A 16,511-nucleotide genomic window follows, 5' to 3' on the forward strand; every position below is an offset into this window, starting at 1 on the left:
GCATCAATCCGGGCCGCCACCCATATTAACTACGACTGACGACTTAGCTGAACGAGTCGCCGCAGGCGCAGGAGCCGGTGGCGTTCGGGTTGTCGATCGTGAAGCCCTGCTTCTCGATGGTGTCGACGAAGTCGATGGAGGCGCCGCCCAGGTACGGGGCGCTCATGCGGTCGGTGACGACCTTGACGCCGTCGAAGTCCTTGACGACATCGCCGTCGAGCGAACGCTCGTCGAAGAAGAGCTGGTAGCGCAGGCCGGAGCAGCCGCCGGGCTGTACGGCGACGCGCAGCGCCAGGTCGTCGCGGCCTTCCTGGTCGAGCAGGGCCTTGACCTTGGCCGCGGCGGCGTCAGACAGGAGGATGCCGTCGCTGACAGTGGTCTTCTCGTCCGATACGGACATCTGCTTCTCTCCCGGGTTGTACGGAGAACGGAGACTGCTTGCCGACGGTTGCAACCGGCGGGGCCCGGCATTCATTCCGGGCGAGCCCTAGTCTTTCCCTTTCATGCTCGCACACCCGCTCGCGGACCAGCGCCGACGAGATCCCACCAGCGCCGATCGGTCCACCGCGAATTCGTCACATCGACACTATGGCCATCGTCAAACTGACGTGAAGCAGTTATGATAGATAGCGTCATTTAGACGAAAAGGTCTTCCGCAGAAAGAAAGGGTGCGTGACGTGACCACCGCCCAGCCCCTGGACGTCCAGCCGACGCCGCTCGCCCTGCTGCTGCTCGGCCGTGAGGCCGACCCGAAGAGCGAGCGCGGAGTGGAGTGTCCCGGCGACCTTCCGTCGCCCTCCGACCCGGACCTCGTGGAGCGTGCCCGCGCCGCCAAGGAGAAGCTCGGGGACAAGGTCTTCGTCCTCGGCCACCACTACCAGCGCGACGAGGTCATCCAGTTCGCCGACGTCACCGGCGACTCGTTCAAGCTCGCCCGCGACGCGGCGGCACGCCCGGAGGCCGAGTACATCGTCTTCTGCGGTGTGCACTTCATGGCCGAATCGGCCGACATCCTCACCACCGACGACCAGAAGGTCGTCCTGCCGGACCTCGCGGCCGGCTGCTCGATGGCCGACATGGCCACCGCCGAGCAGGTCGCCGAGTGCTGGGACGTGCTGACCGAGGCCGGGATCGCCGAGCAGGTCGTGCCCGTCTCGTACATGAACTCCTCGGCCGACATCAAGGCCTTCACGGGCAAGCACGGGGGCACGATCTGCACCTCGTCGAACGCCAAGCGCGCCCTGGACTGGGCCTTCGAGCAGGGCGAGAAGGTCCTGTTCCTGCCCGACCAGCACCTGGGCCGCAACACCGCGGTGCGCGAGATGGGCATGTCGCTCGACGACTGCGTCCTGTACAACCCGCACAAGCCCAACGGCGGCCTGACCGCCGAGGAGCTGCGGAACGCCAAGATGATCCTGTGGCGGGGTCACTGCTCGGTGCACGGCCGGTTCTCGCTGGACTCGGTCAACGACGTGCGCGAGCGGATCCCGGGCGTGAACGTGCTGGTGCACCCGGAGTGCAAGCAGGAGGTCGTCGCCGCCGCGGACTACGTCGGCTCGACGGAGTACATCATCAAGACGCTCGAGGCGGCCCCGGCCGGCTCGAAGTGGGCGATCGGCACGGAGCTGAACCTGGTCCGCCGCGTGGCCAACGCGCACCCGGACAAGGAGATCGTCTTCCTCGACAAGACGGTCTGCTTCTGCTCGACGATGAACCGGATCGACCTGCCGCACCTGGTGTGGGCGCTGGAATCGCTCGCGGAGGGCAATCTCGTCAACCGCATCGAGGTCGACAAGGAGACGGAGAGCTTCGCGAAGCTCGCGCTGGAGCGGATGCTGGCGCTTCCGTAGCCCTATGTAGCTGTATCGTTCTTGCACCGACCGGAAGGGCGCCCCGCAGGCTTGCGGGGCGCCCTTCGGTGTCTCCGGGGCTTTCCCCCCTCTAGGATTCCCTGCGGCGGGCCTTGAGCGCCGCGCCGAGGGCCTCCAGGGCCGGTACGGCTCCGGCGAGCGCCTCGCGCTCCGGGCCGTCGAGCGTCGCCAGACCGTCGGCGAATATCTCCACCCAGGCGTTCTCGATCAGAGCCATGCCCTGATCCGCCTTGAGGGTCGGCCTCAGTCGCGTGATCCGCCGGTCGTGCGGATCCTTCTCCTTCTCCAGCAGTCCGCCGTTGACCAGGCCGCGGACCGTCGCACTCACATTGCTCACGTGCAGTCCCAGCTCACGGGCGAGCACGCTCACGGTCACGCCCGGCTCGGCGTGGACGTACCGCATGAGCTCCAGCTCGGAGGGTGGAAGCCGCCAGAGTCCGGCCTCTTCCACGCCCTGGAAGCGCAGGACGCGGGAGAGGGCGTAGAGGGCGGGGGTCAGGGCTCGGGCCTCGCGGAAGAGGGACCGGTCCGCTTCGTCGTTCTCCGTCTCCGTCACCGCACCATGGTAGCTTTCCTTATAGATATATAACTATCTCCTTCTGGGGTGGGGGTCCCACTGTCATGGCCTTGCTGACCTGCGCGCTCGCGCTGCTGTCGTTCGTCGGTCCGCTGTCGACCGACATGTATCTGCCGGCGTTTCCCCTGATGGCGGAGGAGTTCGGGACGGACGCCTCCGGCGTGCAGCTGACGCTGACCGCCTTCCTGGTCGGCATGACCCTCGGCCATCTCGTCTTCGGTCCGCTCTCGGACCGCTACGGGAGGCGGGGGCCGCTGCTCGCCGGGGCGGTCGTCTGCGCCGTCGCCACCGCGCTGTGCGCCGTGGCGCCGGGGCTGTGGTGGCTGGTCGTGCTGCGGTTCGTGACCGGCTTCAGCGGGGCTGCCGGAGTCGTCATCGGACGGGCCGTCGTCGCGGACGTCGCCGAGGGCGCGGCAGCGGCGCGGCTGATCGGCATCCTGATGGCGCTCGGCGGGATCGCCCCGATCGTCGCGCCGCTGGCGGGCGGCGCGGTCATCGGCGCCTTCGGCTGGCGCGGGGTCTTCTGGGTGCTCGCCACGATCGCCGCAGTGGTGGCGGCCGGGGTCGTCGTCGGCGTACCGGAGAGCCTGCCGAAGGAGCGTCGGCGTGCGGGCGGCGTGGCGGAGTGGGGGCGGCAGCTGCGGGGGGTGGTGGGCGACCGGGCGTACGTGGGGTACACGCTCGCCTTCACCTTCGCCTTCGGCGCGCTGTTCTGCTACATCGCCGGGTCGCCGTTCCTGCTGCAGAACGTGCTCGGGCTGGAGGTCGGGGCGTCGTCGATCGCCTTCTCCGGCGGGGCCGTCGTGGCGACGCTCGCGAGTGCGGTGAGCGCGCGGGTGGTGGGCCGGGTGGCCCCGGAACGCCTGCTGGCCGGTGGCCTGCTGGCGATGGCGGCGGGCTCGGGCGCGCTGCTGGCCGCGACGGTGGCGGACGTGCTGTCGGTGGCGCTGTGCCTCGCCCTGGTCGCGGTGGTGTGCGGGGGCCTGGGTTTCGTGATCGGCAACGCGGCGGCGCTGGCGATCGGGCGCGTACCGGAGGAGGCGGCGGGAACGGGCTCGGCGCTCCTGGGCACGACCCAGAGCGCGCTCGGCGCCGTGGTGGCGCCCTTGGTCGGCCTGGGCGGCGCGGGGACGGCGGTGCCGCTGTTCGTGGGCATGACCCTGTGCGGGGTGGCGGCGCTGGGGGCGGGCGCGTGGGCGTCCCGCTCGCGTACGGGCGGTGACGGCGACGGTGACGGCGACGGTGACCGCGAGAAGTCCCCCGCCCCTCCGCTTCCCCAAACCCTGCCGGGGGCCTAGGGCCTGTCCGGCGGACAGGCCCTGGGCGAACGCCGGAGGCCCGGCGGGCACCATGGGTGTCCCCCGGGCCTCCGGGTGGTGGACGCTCGGTCAGATGTCCAGGGCGTCCAGCAGCGTCGCGTCCGCGGGGGTCACGTCCGGCTGCTCCGGGTTGTCCAAGGAGCCGTCGCGCTTCGCCTTCTTCGCCGCCTTCTTCTTCGCGCGGCGCTCCTTGCGGAGTTCCACCATCGCGTAGAGCGTCGGGACGAGCAGCAGCGTCAGCAGCGTCGAGGTGATCAGGCCGCCGATCACCACCACCGCCAGCGGCTGGGCGATGAAGCCGCCCTCGCCGGTGATGCCGAGCGCCATCGGGAGCAGCGCGAAGATCGTCGCCAGTGCCGTCATCAGGATCGGGCGCAGACGGTGGCGGCCACCCTCGACGACCGCCTCCACGACGCCCAGGCCCTGGGCCCGGTACTGGTTGATCAGGTCGATCAGGACGATCGCGTTGGTGACCACGATGCCGATCAGCATCAGCATGCCGATCATCGCCGGGACACCCATCGCCGTCCCCGTCGCCACCAGCAGACCGATCGCGCCGGTCGCCGCGAACGGGATCGACACCAGCAGGATCAGCGGCTGCACCAGCGACTTGAAGGTCGCCACCAGGAGCATGAAGACGATCGCGATCGCCGCGAGCATCGCCAGGCCCAGGTTGACGAACGCCTCGGACTGGTCCTCGGAGACACCGCCGATGGAGGCCGTCGCGCCCTCCGGCAGGTCCAGGGCGTTGATCTTCGTCTGGAGCTCGGCGCTCACCGCACCCGTGTTGTCACCGGTCGGCTTGGCCGTGATCGTCGCCGCGCGCGCACCGTCGATCCGGGTCATCGAGACCGGGCCGGGGACCAGCTTCACCTCGGCGATGTCGCCGAGCTTCACCGGGCCCAGCGGCAGGGCCTTCAGCCCGTCCATCGTGGTGGCCGGGTTCGCCGAGGTCAGGACGACGTTCCGCTCGGTGTCGTCGAGGATCGCCTTGCCCGCCGGGGTGCCACGGACCGCCTGCGCGACGGCCATGCCGAGCGTCGTGTCGTCGAAGCCGAGGTCCGCCGCCTTCTCGTTGGCCTTCACGGAGATCCGCGGCACGGACTGGGACAGGTCGCTCTGGACGTCGGTGACGTCGTCGAGCTCCGCGACCCCGGCCTTGACCGCCTCGGCCGCCTTCTTCAGGGTGTCCGCGTCGGACGCCTTGACCACCACGCTCAGGTCCTGGCTGCCGAAGCCGTCGCCCGCCGCGATCGTCGTGTCGCCGATGCCGTCGAGCTTGCCGAGCGCCTCGTCGATGGCGTCGCGCGTCTTCTCGTACGACGCCGAGTCCTCCAGCGTCAGCTGGTACGAGGCCTGGTTGGCGCCCGTGCCGCCGCCGAAGGCGGCCATGAAGCCCGAGGAGCCGACGGTGACCTGGTAGTCCTTCACCCCGTCGGTGGAGGCGATGACCTTCTCCACCTTCCTCGCGGCCTCGTCGGCCGCCACGAGGCTGGTGCCCGGAGCCAGCTCCTGCTTGATGCTCATGACCTCCTGCTCGCCCTGGTCGAAGAAGTTCGTCTTCAGGAGCGGGGCCATGCCGAAGGTGCCGACCAGGACGACGATCGCGATCGCCACGCTGGTGAGGCGGCGGCGGGTCGCGAAGCGCAGGACCGGGACGTACAGGCGCTGCAGCCGGCTCTTGTTCTCCTTCTCCTCCGCGACGCGTCGGGCCTCGTCCGGGTCCGCCGACGTGCCCTTGGGCGCGCGCAGGAACCAGTACGAGAGGACCGGGACGACGGTGAGCGAGACCAGGAGCGAGGCGAGCAGGGCGGCGGTGACCGTCAGGCTGAAGGAGCCGAACAGTTCGCCGACCATGCCGCCGACCAGACCGATCGGCAGGAAGACCGCGACCGTGGTGAGGGTGGAGGAGGTCACGGCGCCCGCGACCTCGCGTACCGCGGTGAGGATCGCCGACTGGCGCTCCTCGCCGTAGCCGAGGTGCCGCTTGATGTTCTCCAGGACCACGATCGAGTCGTCGACGACCCGGCCGATCGCGATCGTGAGGGCGCCCAGGGTCAGCATGTTGAGCGAGAGGTCACGGGTCCACAGCACGATCAGGGCCAGGACGACCGAGAGCGGGATGGAGACCGCGGTGACCAGCGTCGAGCGGATCGAGGTCAGGAAGACCAGGATCACCAGGACGGCCATGACGAGGCCGAGCGCGCCCTCGGTCGTCAGACCGGAGATCGACTTGGAGACCGCGGGGCCCTGGTCGGAGACGACGGTCAGTTCGGCGCCCGCGCCGAGGTCCTTGCGGAGCTCGGGCAGCTTGTCCTTGACCGCGTCGGAGATGGCGACGGCGCTGCCGTCGTTGTCCATGGTGGCCAGGACGGCGAGGCTCGGCTTGCCGTTCGTACGGGTGATGGAGACCCGGGAGGACTCCTCCTGCTTCACCGTGGCCACGTCGCCGACGCGGACGGCCTTGCCCTTCTCGGGCTTGATGCGCAGGTCCTGGATCTGCTGGAGCGAGGTGAAGCCGCCGCCGACCTGGACCGTGCGGCTCTTGCCGGCCTCGGAGAACGAGCCGGCCGGCACCGTCGCGCCGCCCGCCTGCAGGGCCTGGGCGAGCTTCATGGTGTTCAGCCCGGCCGCGGCGAGCTTCTTCTCGTCGGGGGTGACGGAGACCTGGAGGTCCTGGACGCCGTCGATGGAGACCTGGCCGACGCCGTCGATGTCCTCGAGGGCGGGGACGACCGTGCGCTCCAGCTGGTCGGCCAGCGCCTGCTGGTCCCTCTCCGAGGTGACGGCGAGGACGACGGTCGGGATGTCGTCGGTCGAACCGGCGACGACCTGCGGGTCCACGTCGTCCGGGAGCACCGCGCGCGCCCGGTTCACGGCCTGCTGGACGTCGGCCACGAGCTGCTTGGTGCCCTCGTCGCCGTAGTCGAAGGTGGCCATGATGACGGCGTTGCCCTCGGAGGCCGTGGAGGTCACGCCCTTGATGCCGTCGACGGCCTTGATGGTGCTCTCGAGCGGCTCGACGACCTGCTTCTCGACCACGTCGGGCGACGCGCCCTGGTAGGGGGCGAGGACCGAGACCATCGGGAGCTCGATCGAGGGCAGCAGTTGCTGCTTCAGCTGCGGGATCGCTATCGCTCCGAAGACGATGGCGACGATGGACATCAGCCCGATCAGGGCCCGTTGCGCGAGGCTGAATCTGGACAGCCAGGACATGGGGTCTCTCTTCTGTGGCGTGCTCGGCAGGCGGGCGCCAGGAGGGTTCCAGGGGTGCCCGACTACACGATCAGCCATGGGAAGCCGCGGATCCTCGGCCCCCGGGCCCAATTCCTTATCCCGCGCATACCGCGTCTGGAGTACGCCGGGGTACTCCCTCACTCCACCCTTGGACGTACCAGGCCGGATTCGTACGCCGTGACCACCAGCTGTGCGCGGTCGCGGGCGCCGAGCTTGGCCATGGTCCGGTTCACGTGCGTCTTGACCGTGAGGGGGCTGACTTCGAGGCGTTCGGCGATCTCGTCGTTGGAGTGGCCGCCGGCGACGAGGACGAGGACCTCGCGTTCCCGTGTGGTGAGGGCGGCGAGCCGCTCGGAGTACGGCGCCGAGTCCGAACCGTTCTCGGGGTCCGAACTGCCGCCCTGCGCCAGGAACTTGGCGATCAGCCCCTTGGTCGCGACGGGCGAGAGCAGGGCCTCTCCGGCGGCGGCGATACGGATGGCGTTGAGCAGTTCCTCCGGTTCCGCGCCTTTGCCGAGGAAGCCTGAGGCGCCGGCGCGGAGCGACTGGACGACGTACTCGTCGACCTCGAAGGTGGTCAGCATGACGATCCGTACGGCGGACAGCTCCGGGTCGGCGGTGATCATGCGGGTGGCGGCGAGTCCGTCCGTGCCGGGCATCCGGATGTCCATCAGGACGACGTCGGCCCGGGTGGACCGCGCGAGGGCGACGGCCTGGGCCCCGTCGGCGGCCTCGGCGACGACCTCCATGTCCGGCTCGGAGTCCACGAGCACCTTGAACGCGCTGCGGAGCAGGGCCTGGTCGTCGGCGAGCAGCACCCGGATCATCACGTTTCCTCCCCCGTACGGGCCGTAGCGGCCGTCACGGGCAGTATCGCCTGCACCCGGAAGCCGCCGCCGTAGCGGGGTGCCGCGGTCAGCGTGCCGCCGAGCGCGGTGACCCGTTCGCGCATCCCGAGCAGTCCGTGCCCGCCGGTGTCGGCGGGCGGCGTCTGCTGCGGGGGTCCGTTGTCGAGGACGGTGACCTCGACGGTCCGGCCGACCCGGACGACGCTCACCTCGGCCTTCGCGTCCGGGCCCGCGTGCTTCTGCACATTGGTCAGCGCCTCCTGGATGATCCGGTAGGCGGCGAGGTCGACGGCGGCCGGCAGGCCGGTGTCGTCGGCGGCGCGGGCCAGCTCCACGGGGAGGCCCGCGTGACGGAAGGTGGCGAGGAGCTCGTCGACGACGGCGAGGCCGGGGGCGGGCTCGGTGGGCGCCTCGGGGTCGCCGGACTGGCGCAGCAGGCCCACGGTGGCGCGCAGCTCGTTGAGGGCGGAGCGGCTGGCCTCGCGGACGTGGGCGAGGGCCTCCTTGGCCTGGTCGGGGCGCTTGTCCATGACATGGGCCGCGACCCCGGCCTGGACGTTGACCAGGGCGATGTGGTGGGCGACGACGTCGTGGAGGTCGCGGGCGATACGGAGGCGTTCCTCGGCGACCCGGCGCCGGGCCTCCTCGTCACGGGTCCGCTCCGCCCGCTCGGCCCGTTCGCGGATGGCGTCGACGAAGGCGCGGCGGCTGCGGACGGCGTCCCCGGCGGCCGCTGCCATGCCGGTCCAGGCGAAGACGCCGAGGTTCTCCTGGGCGTACCAGGGGGTGGGGCCGAAGAGCATCGAGGCGCCCGCCAGGACGCCCATGGTGAGCAGTCCGACGCGCCAGGTGGTGGGGCGGTCGGTGCGGGCGGCGACGGTGTAGAGCGCGATGACGGCGCTCATCGCGACCGGGGCCGGACGGTCGTCGGTGATCAGCTCGACGAGGGTGACCCCGCCGGTGAAGGCGAGGACGGCGAGGGGGTCGCGCCGCCGCAGGACGAGCGCTGCGGCGCCGAGCACCATGAGGAGGACGCTGGTGGCGTCGGGGGTGCGGTCGCCGAAGGTGGGGCCGTTCGGGCTGCCGTGGGGGTCCGCGAAGGATCCGGTGACCATGCAGGCAAGCACGGCGAGGGCGAGGCCGGCGTCGAAGGCGAGGGGGTGGGCCCGCAGCCGGTGCCGGGCCCGCGCGAAGCCGCTGTCGAGGGAGGTCACGGAGCAACGGTACGGGGTGGCGGACACGGCAGCGCCCCGCTTCCCCCGGGCAGGGGAGGCGGGGCGCTGCCGTTGTCGGAGGCGTCAGCCCGGGATCAGACCGTCGTCGGAGAGCATCTCCCGGACCTCTTCGAGCGTCGCGTCCGGGGACGGGAGGATCAGTTCGGAGGGTTCGAGCGCGGCGTCGGGGAGCGGTTCGCCGAGCTCGCGCACCTTGTCGAGAAGTTGCGCGAGCGTGCGGCGGAAGCCGGGGCCGTCCCCGGACTCCATCTCCGCGAGCAGCTCGTCGTCCAGCTTGTTCAGCTCGGCCAAGTGACTGTCGGCCAGCGTCAGCTGGCCCTCCCCCATGATCCTCACGATCATGACGCGTCGTCCTTACTGCTTGTCGAACCGGGGGTTGGAGGACTGCTGCCCCTGGGACGGGGACTGGGACTGGTCCTGCTGCGTGCCCGTGCCGCCCTCGATCGCCTGCTTCGAGGCCGAGGGGCCACCGGCAAGCTCCGCCTTCATCCGCTGGAGCTCCAGCTCGACGTCCGTACCACCGGACAGCCGGTCCAGCTCCGCCTGGATGTCGTCCTTGGCCAGGCCCGACTGGTCGTCGAGCGCGCCCGAGGCGAGCAGCTCGTCGATCGCGCCGGCCCGGGCCTGCAGCTGGGCCGTCTTGTCCTCGGCGCGCTGGATCGCCACGCCGACGTCGCTCATCTCCTCCGAGATGCCGGAGAACGACTCGGCGATCCGGGTCTGCGCCTGGGCGGCGGTGTAGGTCGCCTTGATCGTCTCCTTCTTCGTGCGGAAGGCGTCGACCTTGGCCTGGAGACGCTGCGCGGCCAGCGTGAGCTTCTCCTCCTCGCCCTGCAGCGTCTGGTGCTGCACTTCGAGGTCGCTCACCTGCTGCTGGAGCGCCGCCCGCCGGGACAGCGCCTCGCGCGCCAGGTCCTCGCGGCCGAGCGCCAGCGCCTTGCGGCCCTGGTCCTCCAGCTTCGAGGACTGGCCCTGGAGCTGGTTCAGCTGCAGTTCGAGGCGCTTGCGGGAGGTCGCCACGTCGGCGACGCCCCGCCGGACCTTCTGCAGGAGCTCCAGCTGCTTCTGGTAGGAGTAATCGAGGGTCTCGCGCGGATCCTCGGCCCGGTCGAGGGCCTTGTTTGCCTTCGCGCGGAAGATCATCCCCATACGCTTCATGACACCGCTCATGGGCTTCGCGCGCCCCCTTCTGACGGACTCGGCTCAAGCACTCCAACAGGATCCACAGTACGGTCCCTGCCTCCATTACCGCACTGTTCGGGGCCGGATGTGCTCCTCCCCAAGGACGAGTACGTACGCGCTCTCTCAGGCCCAGGGAGTAGATGGACCTCAGGGAAACCGTGCGTGTCGTCCGTGCGTACCCCCACAGACGCGGGCCGTTAGCAGATCGTTCCCGACCGAACTGGGGTCCACACCCCCCACCACGTACCCTGGGGTTTGTGTTCCGTAGCCGTTCGAAGGAAGAGAAGGCCGCCACCGACAAGGTGAGCGTGGACCTCTCCAAGCAGCCCCGCGACCCCGAGGCCCCCAAGGGCCGCCCGACCCCGAAGCGGAATGAGGCCCAGACGCAGCGGCGTCGTGCCGCGACGGTGCCGACCGACCGCAAGGAGGCCGCCAAGCGCCAGCGCGAGGCGCGCCGCTCCGACCTGGCTCGTCAGCGCGAGGCGCTGGCCAGCGGTGACGAGCGTTATCTGCCGGCCCGCGACAAGGGCCCGGTCCGCCGTTTCGTGCGCGACTTCGTCGACTCGCGCTTCGCCATCGCGGAGTTCTTCCTCCCGATGGCCGTGGTGATCCTCGTCCTGTCGATGATCCGCGTCCCGGCGCTGCAGAACATCTCGCTGCTGCTCTGGCTCGGTGTGATCGTCATGATCGTCATCGACTCGATCGGCATCTGGCTCCGTCTGAAGAAGCAGCTGAACGAGCGCTTCCCGAACGAGCCGAAGCGCGGTGCCGTGGCCTACGGCCTGATGCGTACGCTCCAGATGCGCCGACTGCGACTGCCGAAGCCGCAGGTCAAGCGCGGAGAGCGGCCCTGAGCGCGGACGGCTCCGGTTCCGGCACGGGTGGCAGCGGTCCGCTGCTGCCCGCCGCCTCCCCGTGGCCGAGCGGGTACGGCGGGTTGCGCGAGACCGTCCGTCAGGAGCTCATCGCGCGCCAGCTCGACGAGCAGATAGCCGGCCGCTACCCGGTGGGGCAGCGGCTGCGGATCCTGGACGCGGGCATGGGGCAGGGCACCCAGGCGCTGCGACTGGCCCGGGCCGGTCACACGGTGACCGGTCTGGAGGCCGATCCCGAGCTGCTCAAGGCCGCCCGGGAGTCGCTGGCCACCGAACCGGCCGGGATCCGTGAGCGGGTCCGGCTGATCGAGGGCGACGGCCGCGAGACCGGTGTCCACTTCCTGCCGGGCAGCTTCGACGTGGTGCTCTGCCACGGTGTCCTGATGTACGCGGACGAGCCGGACGCCCTGCTCGCGGGTCTCGCCCGGATGCTGGCGCCCGGTGGTCTGCTCTCCCTGGTCGTACGGAACGCGGACGCGCTGGCCATGCGGCCTGGCCTGGCCGGGGACTGGTCGGGCGCGCTGACCGGCTTCGAGTCGGACACGTACACCGACGACAACGGTTTCAAGGTGCGGGCCGACCGGCTCGACGCGCTGACGTCGACGCTGGCGGGGATCGCCGCGCCCCTGCACGCCTGGTACGGCGTGCGGGTCTTCACCGACGGCATGGCGGGCGACGTGGGACTGCCGGCCGCCGAGGAGCTGGAGCGGCTGCTCTCCGCCGAGGACCGCGCCGGGCGGACGGAGCCGTACCGCCGGGTCGCGGCGCTGCTGCATCTGTGCGGCGTCCGGGGCTAGGGCCCAGCGACCGCTTCCTCCCCGGAGGGGTGTCGGGCCGGTCAGGCAGGCCGGCCCGTTTCGCGTCCTCACCCCCGTGAGCACCGACACCCCTGTCCCCACCCCCGCCGTACCCGCGCGTGAGGTGTGGCGCGCCCTGTACGCGCATTTCAGACCGCACCGCTGGACCGTCGCCCTCGGCGCCCTCTTCGCGCTGGTCGGCGCCGCCGGCGGGCTCGCGCAGCCGCTCGCCGCGAAGGCGCTCGTCGAACGGCTCGGCGAGGACCAGTCGATCGCCGGGATCCTGCTCCTCCTGACCGCCCTCGTCGTCTTCGGCACGGCGGTCGAGTCGGTCGGCGCGTACATCCTCGAGCGGACGGCCGAGTCCGTCGTGCTCGCCGCCCGCCGGACCCTGATCGGCCGGCTGCTGCGCCTGCGGCTGCCCGAGGTGGAGAAGACCCAGCCGGGCGATCTGATGTCCCGGGTCACCTCCGACACGACCCTGCTGCGCGCCGTCACCACCCAGTCGGTGGTGTCCGCCGCGACCGGTGGGCTCGCCTTCGTGGCAACCCTCGCGATGATGGCCTGGATGGATCCCGTCCTGTTCGGGGTCACGCTGGGGGTGATCGTGCTGATCGGCAGCGCGTTCGCCTTCGTGATGCCGAGGATCTCCCGGGCGACCCGGCGTTCCCAGGAGGCGGTCGGCGAGATCTCCACGGTCCTGGAGCGGGCCTTCGGGGCCTTCCGCACGATCAAGGCGTCCGGTGCCGAGGAGCGGGAGACCGCGGTCGTGGAGGCGGCGGCGAAGGAGGCCTGGCGGCACGGGGTCCGCTCGGCCAAGTGGCAGTCGGTGGCCGGGTCCTCGATCGGTCTGGCCGTCCAGGTGTCGTTCCTCGCCGTGCTCGGCATCGGCGGCGCCCGGGTCGCGTCCGGGGCGATACCCGTCTCCTCGCTCATCGCCTTCCTGCTCTTTCTCTTCTATCTGATCGAGCCCGTCTCCAAGCTGGTCGACGCGGCGACGCAGTACCAGGTGGGCTCCGCGGCGATCGGCCGCATCCTGGAGGCCGAGCGTCTGGAGTCGGAGGAGCTGGGCGCCCCCGCGGCCGGTCCGGCCGTCGGCGGCCCGGCCTCCGTCGTCTTCGAGGACGTCACCTTCCGCTATCGCGACGATCTCCCCGACGTGCACCGCGGTGTCTCCTTCACCGTGCCGGGCGCCGGCATGACCGCCTTCGTCGGCCCCTCGGGCGCGGGCAAGACGACCGTGTTCGGGCTGATCGAGCGGTTCTACGAGGCCGGCGGCGGCCGGATCCTGGTCGACGGCAAGGACGTACGGGACTGGTCGCTGCCGGACCTGCGGGCGGCGATCGGGTACGTGGAGCAGGACGCGCCCGTCCTCTCGGGAACGCTGCGCGAGAACCTGGTGTTCGCCGCGCCGGAGGCCACCGAGGAGGAGATCCGGCAGGTGCTCGTACGGGCCAGGCTGGACACGCTGGTCGAGCGACTGCCGGACGGCCTGGAGACGGTCGTCGGTCATCGCGGCTCGAAGCTCTCGGGCGGTGAACGGCAACGGGTGGCCATCGCCCGCGCGCTGCTGCGCAAGCCCCGGCTGCTGCTCCTTGACGAGGCGACCTCGCAGCTGGACGCGGTGAACGAGCTGGCACTGCGGGACGTGGTCGCGGAGGCGGCCCGTGAGGTGACGGTCCTGGTGGTGGCGCACCGGCTGTCGACGGTGACGCTGGCGGACCGGATCGTGGTGATGGAGTCGGGGCGGGTGCGGGCGGTGGGCACCCACGACGAGCTGGTGGCGGGCGACGAGCTGTACGGGGAGCTCGCGGCGACGCAGTTCCTGTCCTCGCAGCCGTGACGCTCCCGCGCCGTGCCCCGGACGTCCGGTGACGCCCCCTGATCGGCCGCCTCCACCGAGCCGTACGGATCGCATGAACGTGATACTCCGGACATGGACGTATCCCGTGCCCGGCGCCTTGTCCTCCCCCTGACGGCCGTCGCCTGCGCGGTCGTCCTGGCCGCCGGCTGCTCCTCCGGGGCGGCGCCGGGAGCGGAACCCTCCAGGCAGGCCGCGGCCCCGCTCGTCACCAACGAGCTCCAGGACGACTACCGGGCCGTCATCAAGGACGTGCTGCCGTCCGTCGTCCAGATCGACGCGACGGACAGCCTGGGTTCGGGGGTCGTCTACGACGACAAGGGGCACATCGTCACCAACGCGCACGTGATCGGCGAGGAGCAGAGTTTCACGGTCACGGCGGCGACCGGCAAGGCGCCGATGGCGGCGAGGCTGGTCGCCAGCTACCCCGAGCAGGACCTGGCCGTGATCAGGCTGAACTCCGTGCCGAACGGGCTGAAGCCGGCGAGGTTCGGCGACTCGGCCAAGGTCGACATGGGCCATATCGTCCTCGCGATGGGCTCCCCGCTGGGCCTGTCGGGCAGCGTCACCCAGGGCATCGTCTCGGCGACCGGTCGCACGGTCAGCGAGGGCCTGGCGGGCGGCGGTACGGGGGCGACCATCGCGAACATGGTGCAGACCTCGGCGGCGATCAACCCGGGCAACAGCGGGGGCGCGCTGGTCAACCTGGACGGCGAGGTCATCGGCATCCCCACGCTGGCGGCGACCAACCCGGAGCTGGGCGGCAGCTCGGCGCCGGGGATCGGCTTCGCGATCCCGGTCTCGATGGTGCGGACGGTCACCGACCAGATCATCAAGGACGGCAAGGTGACGGACTCGGGCCGGGCGGCGCTCGACATCACGGGCCGGACCGTGCTCGACGACGATTACGAACCGGCGGGGGTCGCGGTGGTCGAGGCGCCGGCGGACGGGGCGGCGGGCAGGGCGGGTCTGAAGCCGGGGGACGTGATCACCCGGCTCGGGGACGCGGAGATCACGACGATCACGTCGCTCTCGGAGGCGCTGGCGGCGATGAAGCCGGGGGACAAGGTGACGGTGACGTACGAGCGGGCGGGCCGCGCGGACAAGGCCGAGGTCACGCTCGGGGAGATGTAGCGGGGGCGGACGCCCGGCACACGGGCCCCACCCCCGCCCGCCGGGGCTCTAGGCCTCCGCGTTCAGGGACATCGTGTAGATCTTGGTGTCGTCCTCGAAGAGCGTGGCCTGGTCCGCTCCGCCCTCCAGGAGGTCCTTCCAGACCTCACCGATCCAGGATTCGGCGTCGCCCTGGGTCGTCCACTCCTCCGGTTCCACCGCGGGAGCGGTCTCCGTGCCGTCGGACTTCTCGAACCGCCACGTCCATGCCATGTCCGCCTCCTGAGGCTCACCGGATGATCGGTTTCCTGCCCGCAGCGTAGCCGGGCGCGCACCCCTCGCGGTGACGCGGGAGGATCAAAGCGTGGAACTGACTCTGCTCGGCACCGGCGCCCCTCTCGGGCTCCCCCGCCCCGACTGCCCGTGCGCCGTGTGCGCGACCTCTCGTGGTGACCGGGCGCGGGCCGCCACCGCGCTGCTCGTGGACGAGTCGCTGCTGCTCGACCTGACGCCCGGGGCCGCGCTGGCCGCCGCCCGCGCGGGGCATTCGCTGGTCGGCGTACGGCAGGTGCTCCTGACCCATCCGCACGACGGACCCGCCGTGGAGGTGCCGGCGGGGCTGCCCTCCGCCGGGCGGGTGCCGGACGGCCGGGAGTTGACGCTGATCAGCGGGCACCGGGTGCGGGCGGTGTCGATGGACTCCCCCGGTACGGGGTACGAGGTGACGTCGCCGGAAGGCGAGCGGCTGCTCTACCTGCCGCCGGGCGGCTCACCCGCCGGGCTGCCCGACGATCACGGGCGTCCGTACGACATGGTCGTCGCGGACGTCACGGGCAGGCCGGACGCGCTGGCCCGGCTGCGGGCGACGGGGGCGGTCGCCGCGAGCACGGATGTGATCGCCGTCCATCTCGACCACGACGTGCCGAACGGCCCGGAGCTGGACCGGCGGCTGGCGGCGGCCGGGGCACGGACGGTGCCGGACGGCACGACCCTGTACGTCGGCGAGTACCACGCCGTGCCCGACGTGCCGCGCCGCACGCTGGTGACCGGCGGGGCCCGGTCGGGCAAGTCGGTGGAGGCCGAGCGGCGCCTGGAGACCTTCCCCGAGGTGCTGTACGTGGCGACCGGCGGGACGCGCGAGGGCGACCCGGAGTGGGCGCAGCGGGTGGCCCTGCACCGGGACCGGCGGCCCGGCTCCTGGCGTACGGCCGAGACCTGCGATCTTGTACCGCTCCTCGAAGAGGACGGTCCCGCGCTGCTGATCGACTGTCTCTCGCTGTGGCTGACGGATGCCATGGACCGGGTGGGCGCCTGGGACGACGAGCGGTGGGCGAACGGCGGGCAGGAGGCGCTGCGGGAGCGGGTCGGGGAGCTGGTGGCGGCGGTGCGGGCCACGGCTCGTACGGTCGTCGCCGTGACCAACGAGGTGGGTTCGGGGGTCGTGCCCGCCACCGCGGCGGGGCGGCGCTTCCGGGACGAGCTGGGCCGGCTGAACGCGACCTTCGGCGACGAGTGCGAGCAGGTGCTCCTCGTCGTAGCGGGACAGGCTCTGGTGCTGCGCGGGTAGGGTGCGATCACCGATCGCCACCGCCGACG

General features: G+C 71.3%; 15 protein-coding genes. 7 read left to right on the forward strand and 8 right to left on the reverse strand.

The window, feature by feature from the left end:
• Positions 1-43: 43 nt before the first annotated feature.
• Entirely contained in the window at positions 44-400 is a 357-nt protein-coding gene (locus ACFV9D_RS36840) for an iron-sulfur cluster assembly accessory protein (RefSeq protein ID WP_018848827.1), read from the reverse strand.
• A gap of 268 nt (positions 401-668) precedes the next feature.
• Here ACFV9D_RS36840 and nadA point away from each other — a divergent pair, with 268 nt between their 5' ends.
• The gene (gene nadA / locus ACFV9D_RS36845) at positions 669-1,850 is read left to right on the forward strand and encodes a quinolinate synthase NadA (RefSeq protein WP_385156720.1); all 1,182 of its coding nucleotides are present in this window, start codon (positions 669-671) and stop codon (positions 1,848-1,850) included.
• 91 nt (positions 1,851-1,941) lie between these two features.
• Here the strand turns inward: nadA and ACFV9D_RS36850 are convergent, their stop codons facing one another.
• Positions 1,942-2,427, reverse strand: coding sequence for a MarR family winged helix-turn-helix transcriptional regulator (locus tag ACFV9D_RS36850; protein WP_385156723.1), 486 nt, complete (start codon positions 2,425-2,427; stop codon positions 1,942-1,944).
• 65 nt (positions 2,428-2,492) lie between these two features.
• Here ACFV9D_RS36850 and ACFV9D_RS36855 point away from each other — a divergent pair, with 65 nt between their 5' ends.
• Positions 2,493-3,746 (forward strand): multidrug effflux MFS transporter, encoded by a 1,254-nt coding sequence (locus tag ACFV9D_RS36855; RefSeq protein ID WP_385156726.1) that lies wholly within the window; start codon positions 2,493-2,495, stop codon positions 3,744-3,746.
• 90 nt (positions 3,747-3,836) lie between these two features.
• On the opposite strand, the gene ACFV9D_RS36860 is transcribed toward ACFV9D_RS36855, so the two are convergent.
• The 5 genes from ACFV9D_RS36860 to ACFV9D_RS36880 form a co-directional block, all read right to left on the reverse strand.
• Positions 3,837-6,983 carry an efflux RND transporter permease subunit gene (locus ACFV9D_RS36860; RefSeq protein WP_385156729.1) on the reverse strand — a complete coding sequence of 1,049 codons (3,147 nt, stop codon included), beginning with the start codon at positions 6,981-6,983 and terminating at the stop codon, positions 3,837-3,839.
• 158 nt (positions 6,984-7,141) lie between these two features.
• Positions 7,142-7,831 carry a response regulator gene (locus ACFV9D_RS36865; protein WP_385156732.1) on the reverse strand — a complete coding sequence of 230 codons (690 nt, stop codon included), beginning with the start codon at positions 7,829-7,831 and terminating at the stop codon, positions 7,142-7,144.
• Positions 7,831-9,066, reverse strand: coding sequence for a sensor histidine kinase (locus ACFV9D_RS36870; RefSeq protein WP_385156735.1), 1,236 nt, complete (start codon positions 9,064-9,066; stop codon positions 7,831-7,833). Before ACFV9D_RS36870 ends, ACFV9D_RS36865 begins: the two co-directional genes overlap by 1 nt.
• Before the next feature lie 84 nt (positions 9,067-9,150).
• Positions 9,151-9,429, reverse strand: a complete 279-nt coding sequence (locus ACFV9D_RS36875; RefSeq protein WP_385156738.1) for a hypothetical protein — start codon at positions 9,427-9,429, stop codon at positions 9,151-9,153.
• Positions 9,430-9,441: 12 nt separating this feature from the next.
• A complete protein-coding gene (locus ACFV9D_RS36880) occupies positions 9,442-10,257 on the reverse strand; it encodes a PspA/IM30 family protein (protein WP_385156741.1) in 816 nt (271 codons plus the stop codon).
• A gap of 269 nt (positions 10,258-10,526) precedes the next feature.
• Here ACFV9D_RS36880 and ACFV9D_RS36885 point away from each other — a divergent pair, with 269 nt between their 5' ends.
• The 4 genes from ACFV9D_RS36885 to ACFV9D_RS36900 all read left to right on the forward strand — a co-directional run bounded on the left by ACFV9D_RS36885 (position 10,527) and on the right by ACFV9D_RS36900 (position 14,936).
• On the forward strand, positions 10,527-11,123 hold the full coding sequence (locus ACFV9D_RS36885) for a DUF3043 domain-containing protein (protein WP_385156744.1): 597 nt from the start codon (positions 10,527-10,529) through the stop codon (positions 11,121-11,123).
• Positions 11,124-11,206: 83 nt separating this feature from the next.
• Positions 11,207-11,941, forward strand: a complete 735-nt coding sequence (locus ACFV9D_RS36890) for a class I SAM-dependent methyltransferase (protein ID WP_385156746.1) — start codon at positions 11,207-11,209, stop codon at positions 11,939-11,941.
• Between the two features lie 76 nt (positions 11,942-12,017).
• A complete protein-coding gene (locus ACFV9D_RS36895; RefSeq protein WP_385156749.1) occupies positions 12,018-13,784 on the forward strand; it encodes an ABC transporter ATP-binding protein in 1,767 nt (588 codons plus the stop codon).
• 93 nt (positions 13,785-13,877) lie between these two features.
• The gene (locus ACFV9D_RS36900) at positions 13,878-14,936 is read left to right on the forward strand and encodes a S1C family serine protease (protein WP_385156752.1); all 1,059 of its coding nucleotides are present in this window, start codon (positions 13,878-13,880) and stop codon (positions 14,934-14,936) included.
• A 48-nt stretch (positions 14,937-14,984) separates the two neighbouring features.
• Here ACFV9D_RS36900 and ACFV9D_RS36905 read toward each other — a convergent pair whose 3' ends face one another.
• The gene (locus ACFV9D_RS36905; protein ID WP_385156756.1) at positions 14,985-15,188 is read right to left on the reverse strand and encodes a hypothetical protein; all 204 of its coding nucleotides are present in this window, start codon (positions 15,186-15,188) and stop codon (positions 14,985-14,987) included.
• Positions 15,189-15,279: 91 nt separating this feature from the next.
• Between ACFV9D_RS36905 and ACFV9D_RS36910 the strand changes: the two genes are divergently transcribed.
• Positions 15,280-16,482, forward strand: coding sequence for a bifunctional adenosylcobinamide kinase/adenosylcobinamide-phosphate guanylyltransferase (locus ACFV9D_RS36910; RefSeq protein WP_385156758.1), 1,203 nt, complete (start codon positions 15,280-15,282; stop codon positions 16,480-16,482).
• Positions 16,483-16,511 lie beyond the last annotated feature (29 nt).

Origin of the sequence: Streptomyces sp. NPDC059875 (assembly GCF_042731085.1) — a bacterium.
Taxonomy (GTDB): Bacteria; Actinomycetota; Actinomycetes; order Streptomycetales; family Streptomycetaceae; genus Streptomyces.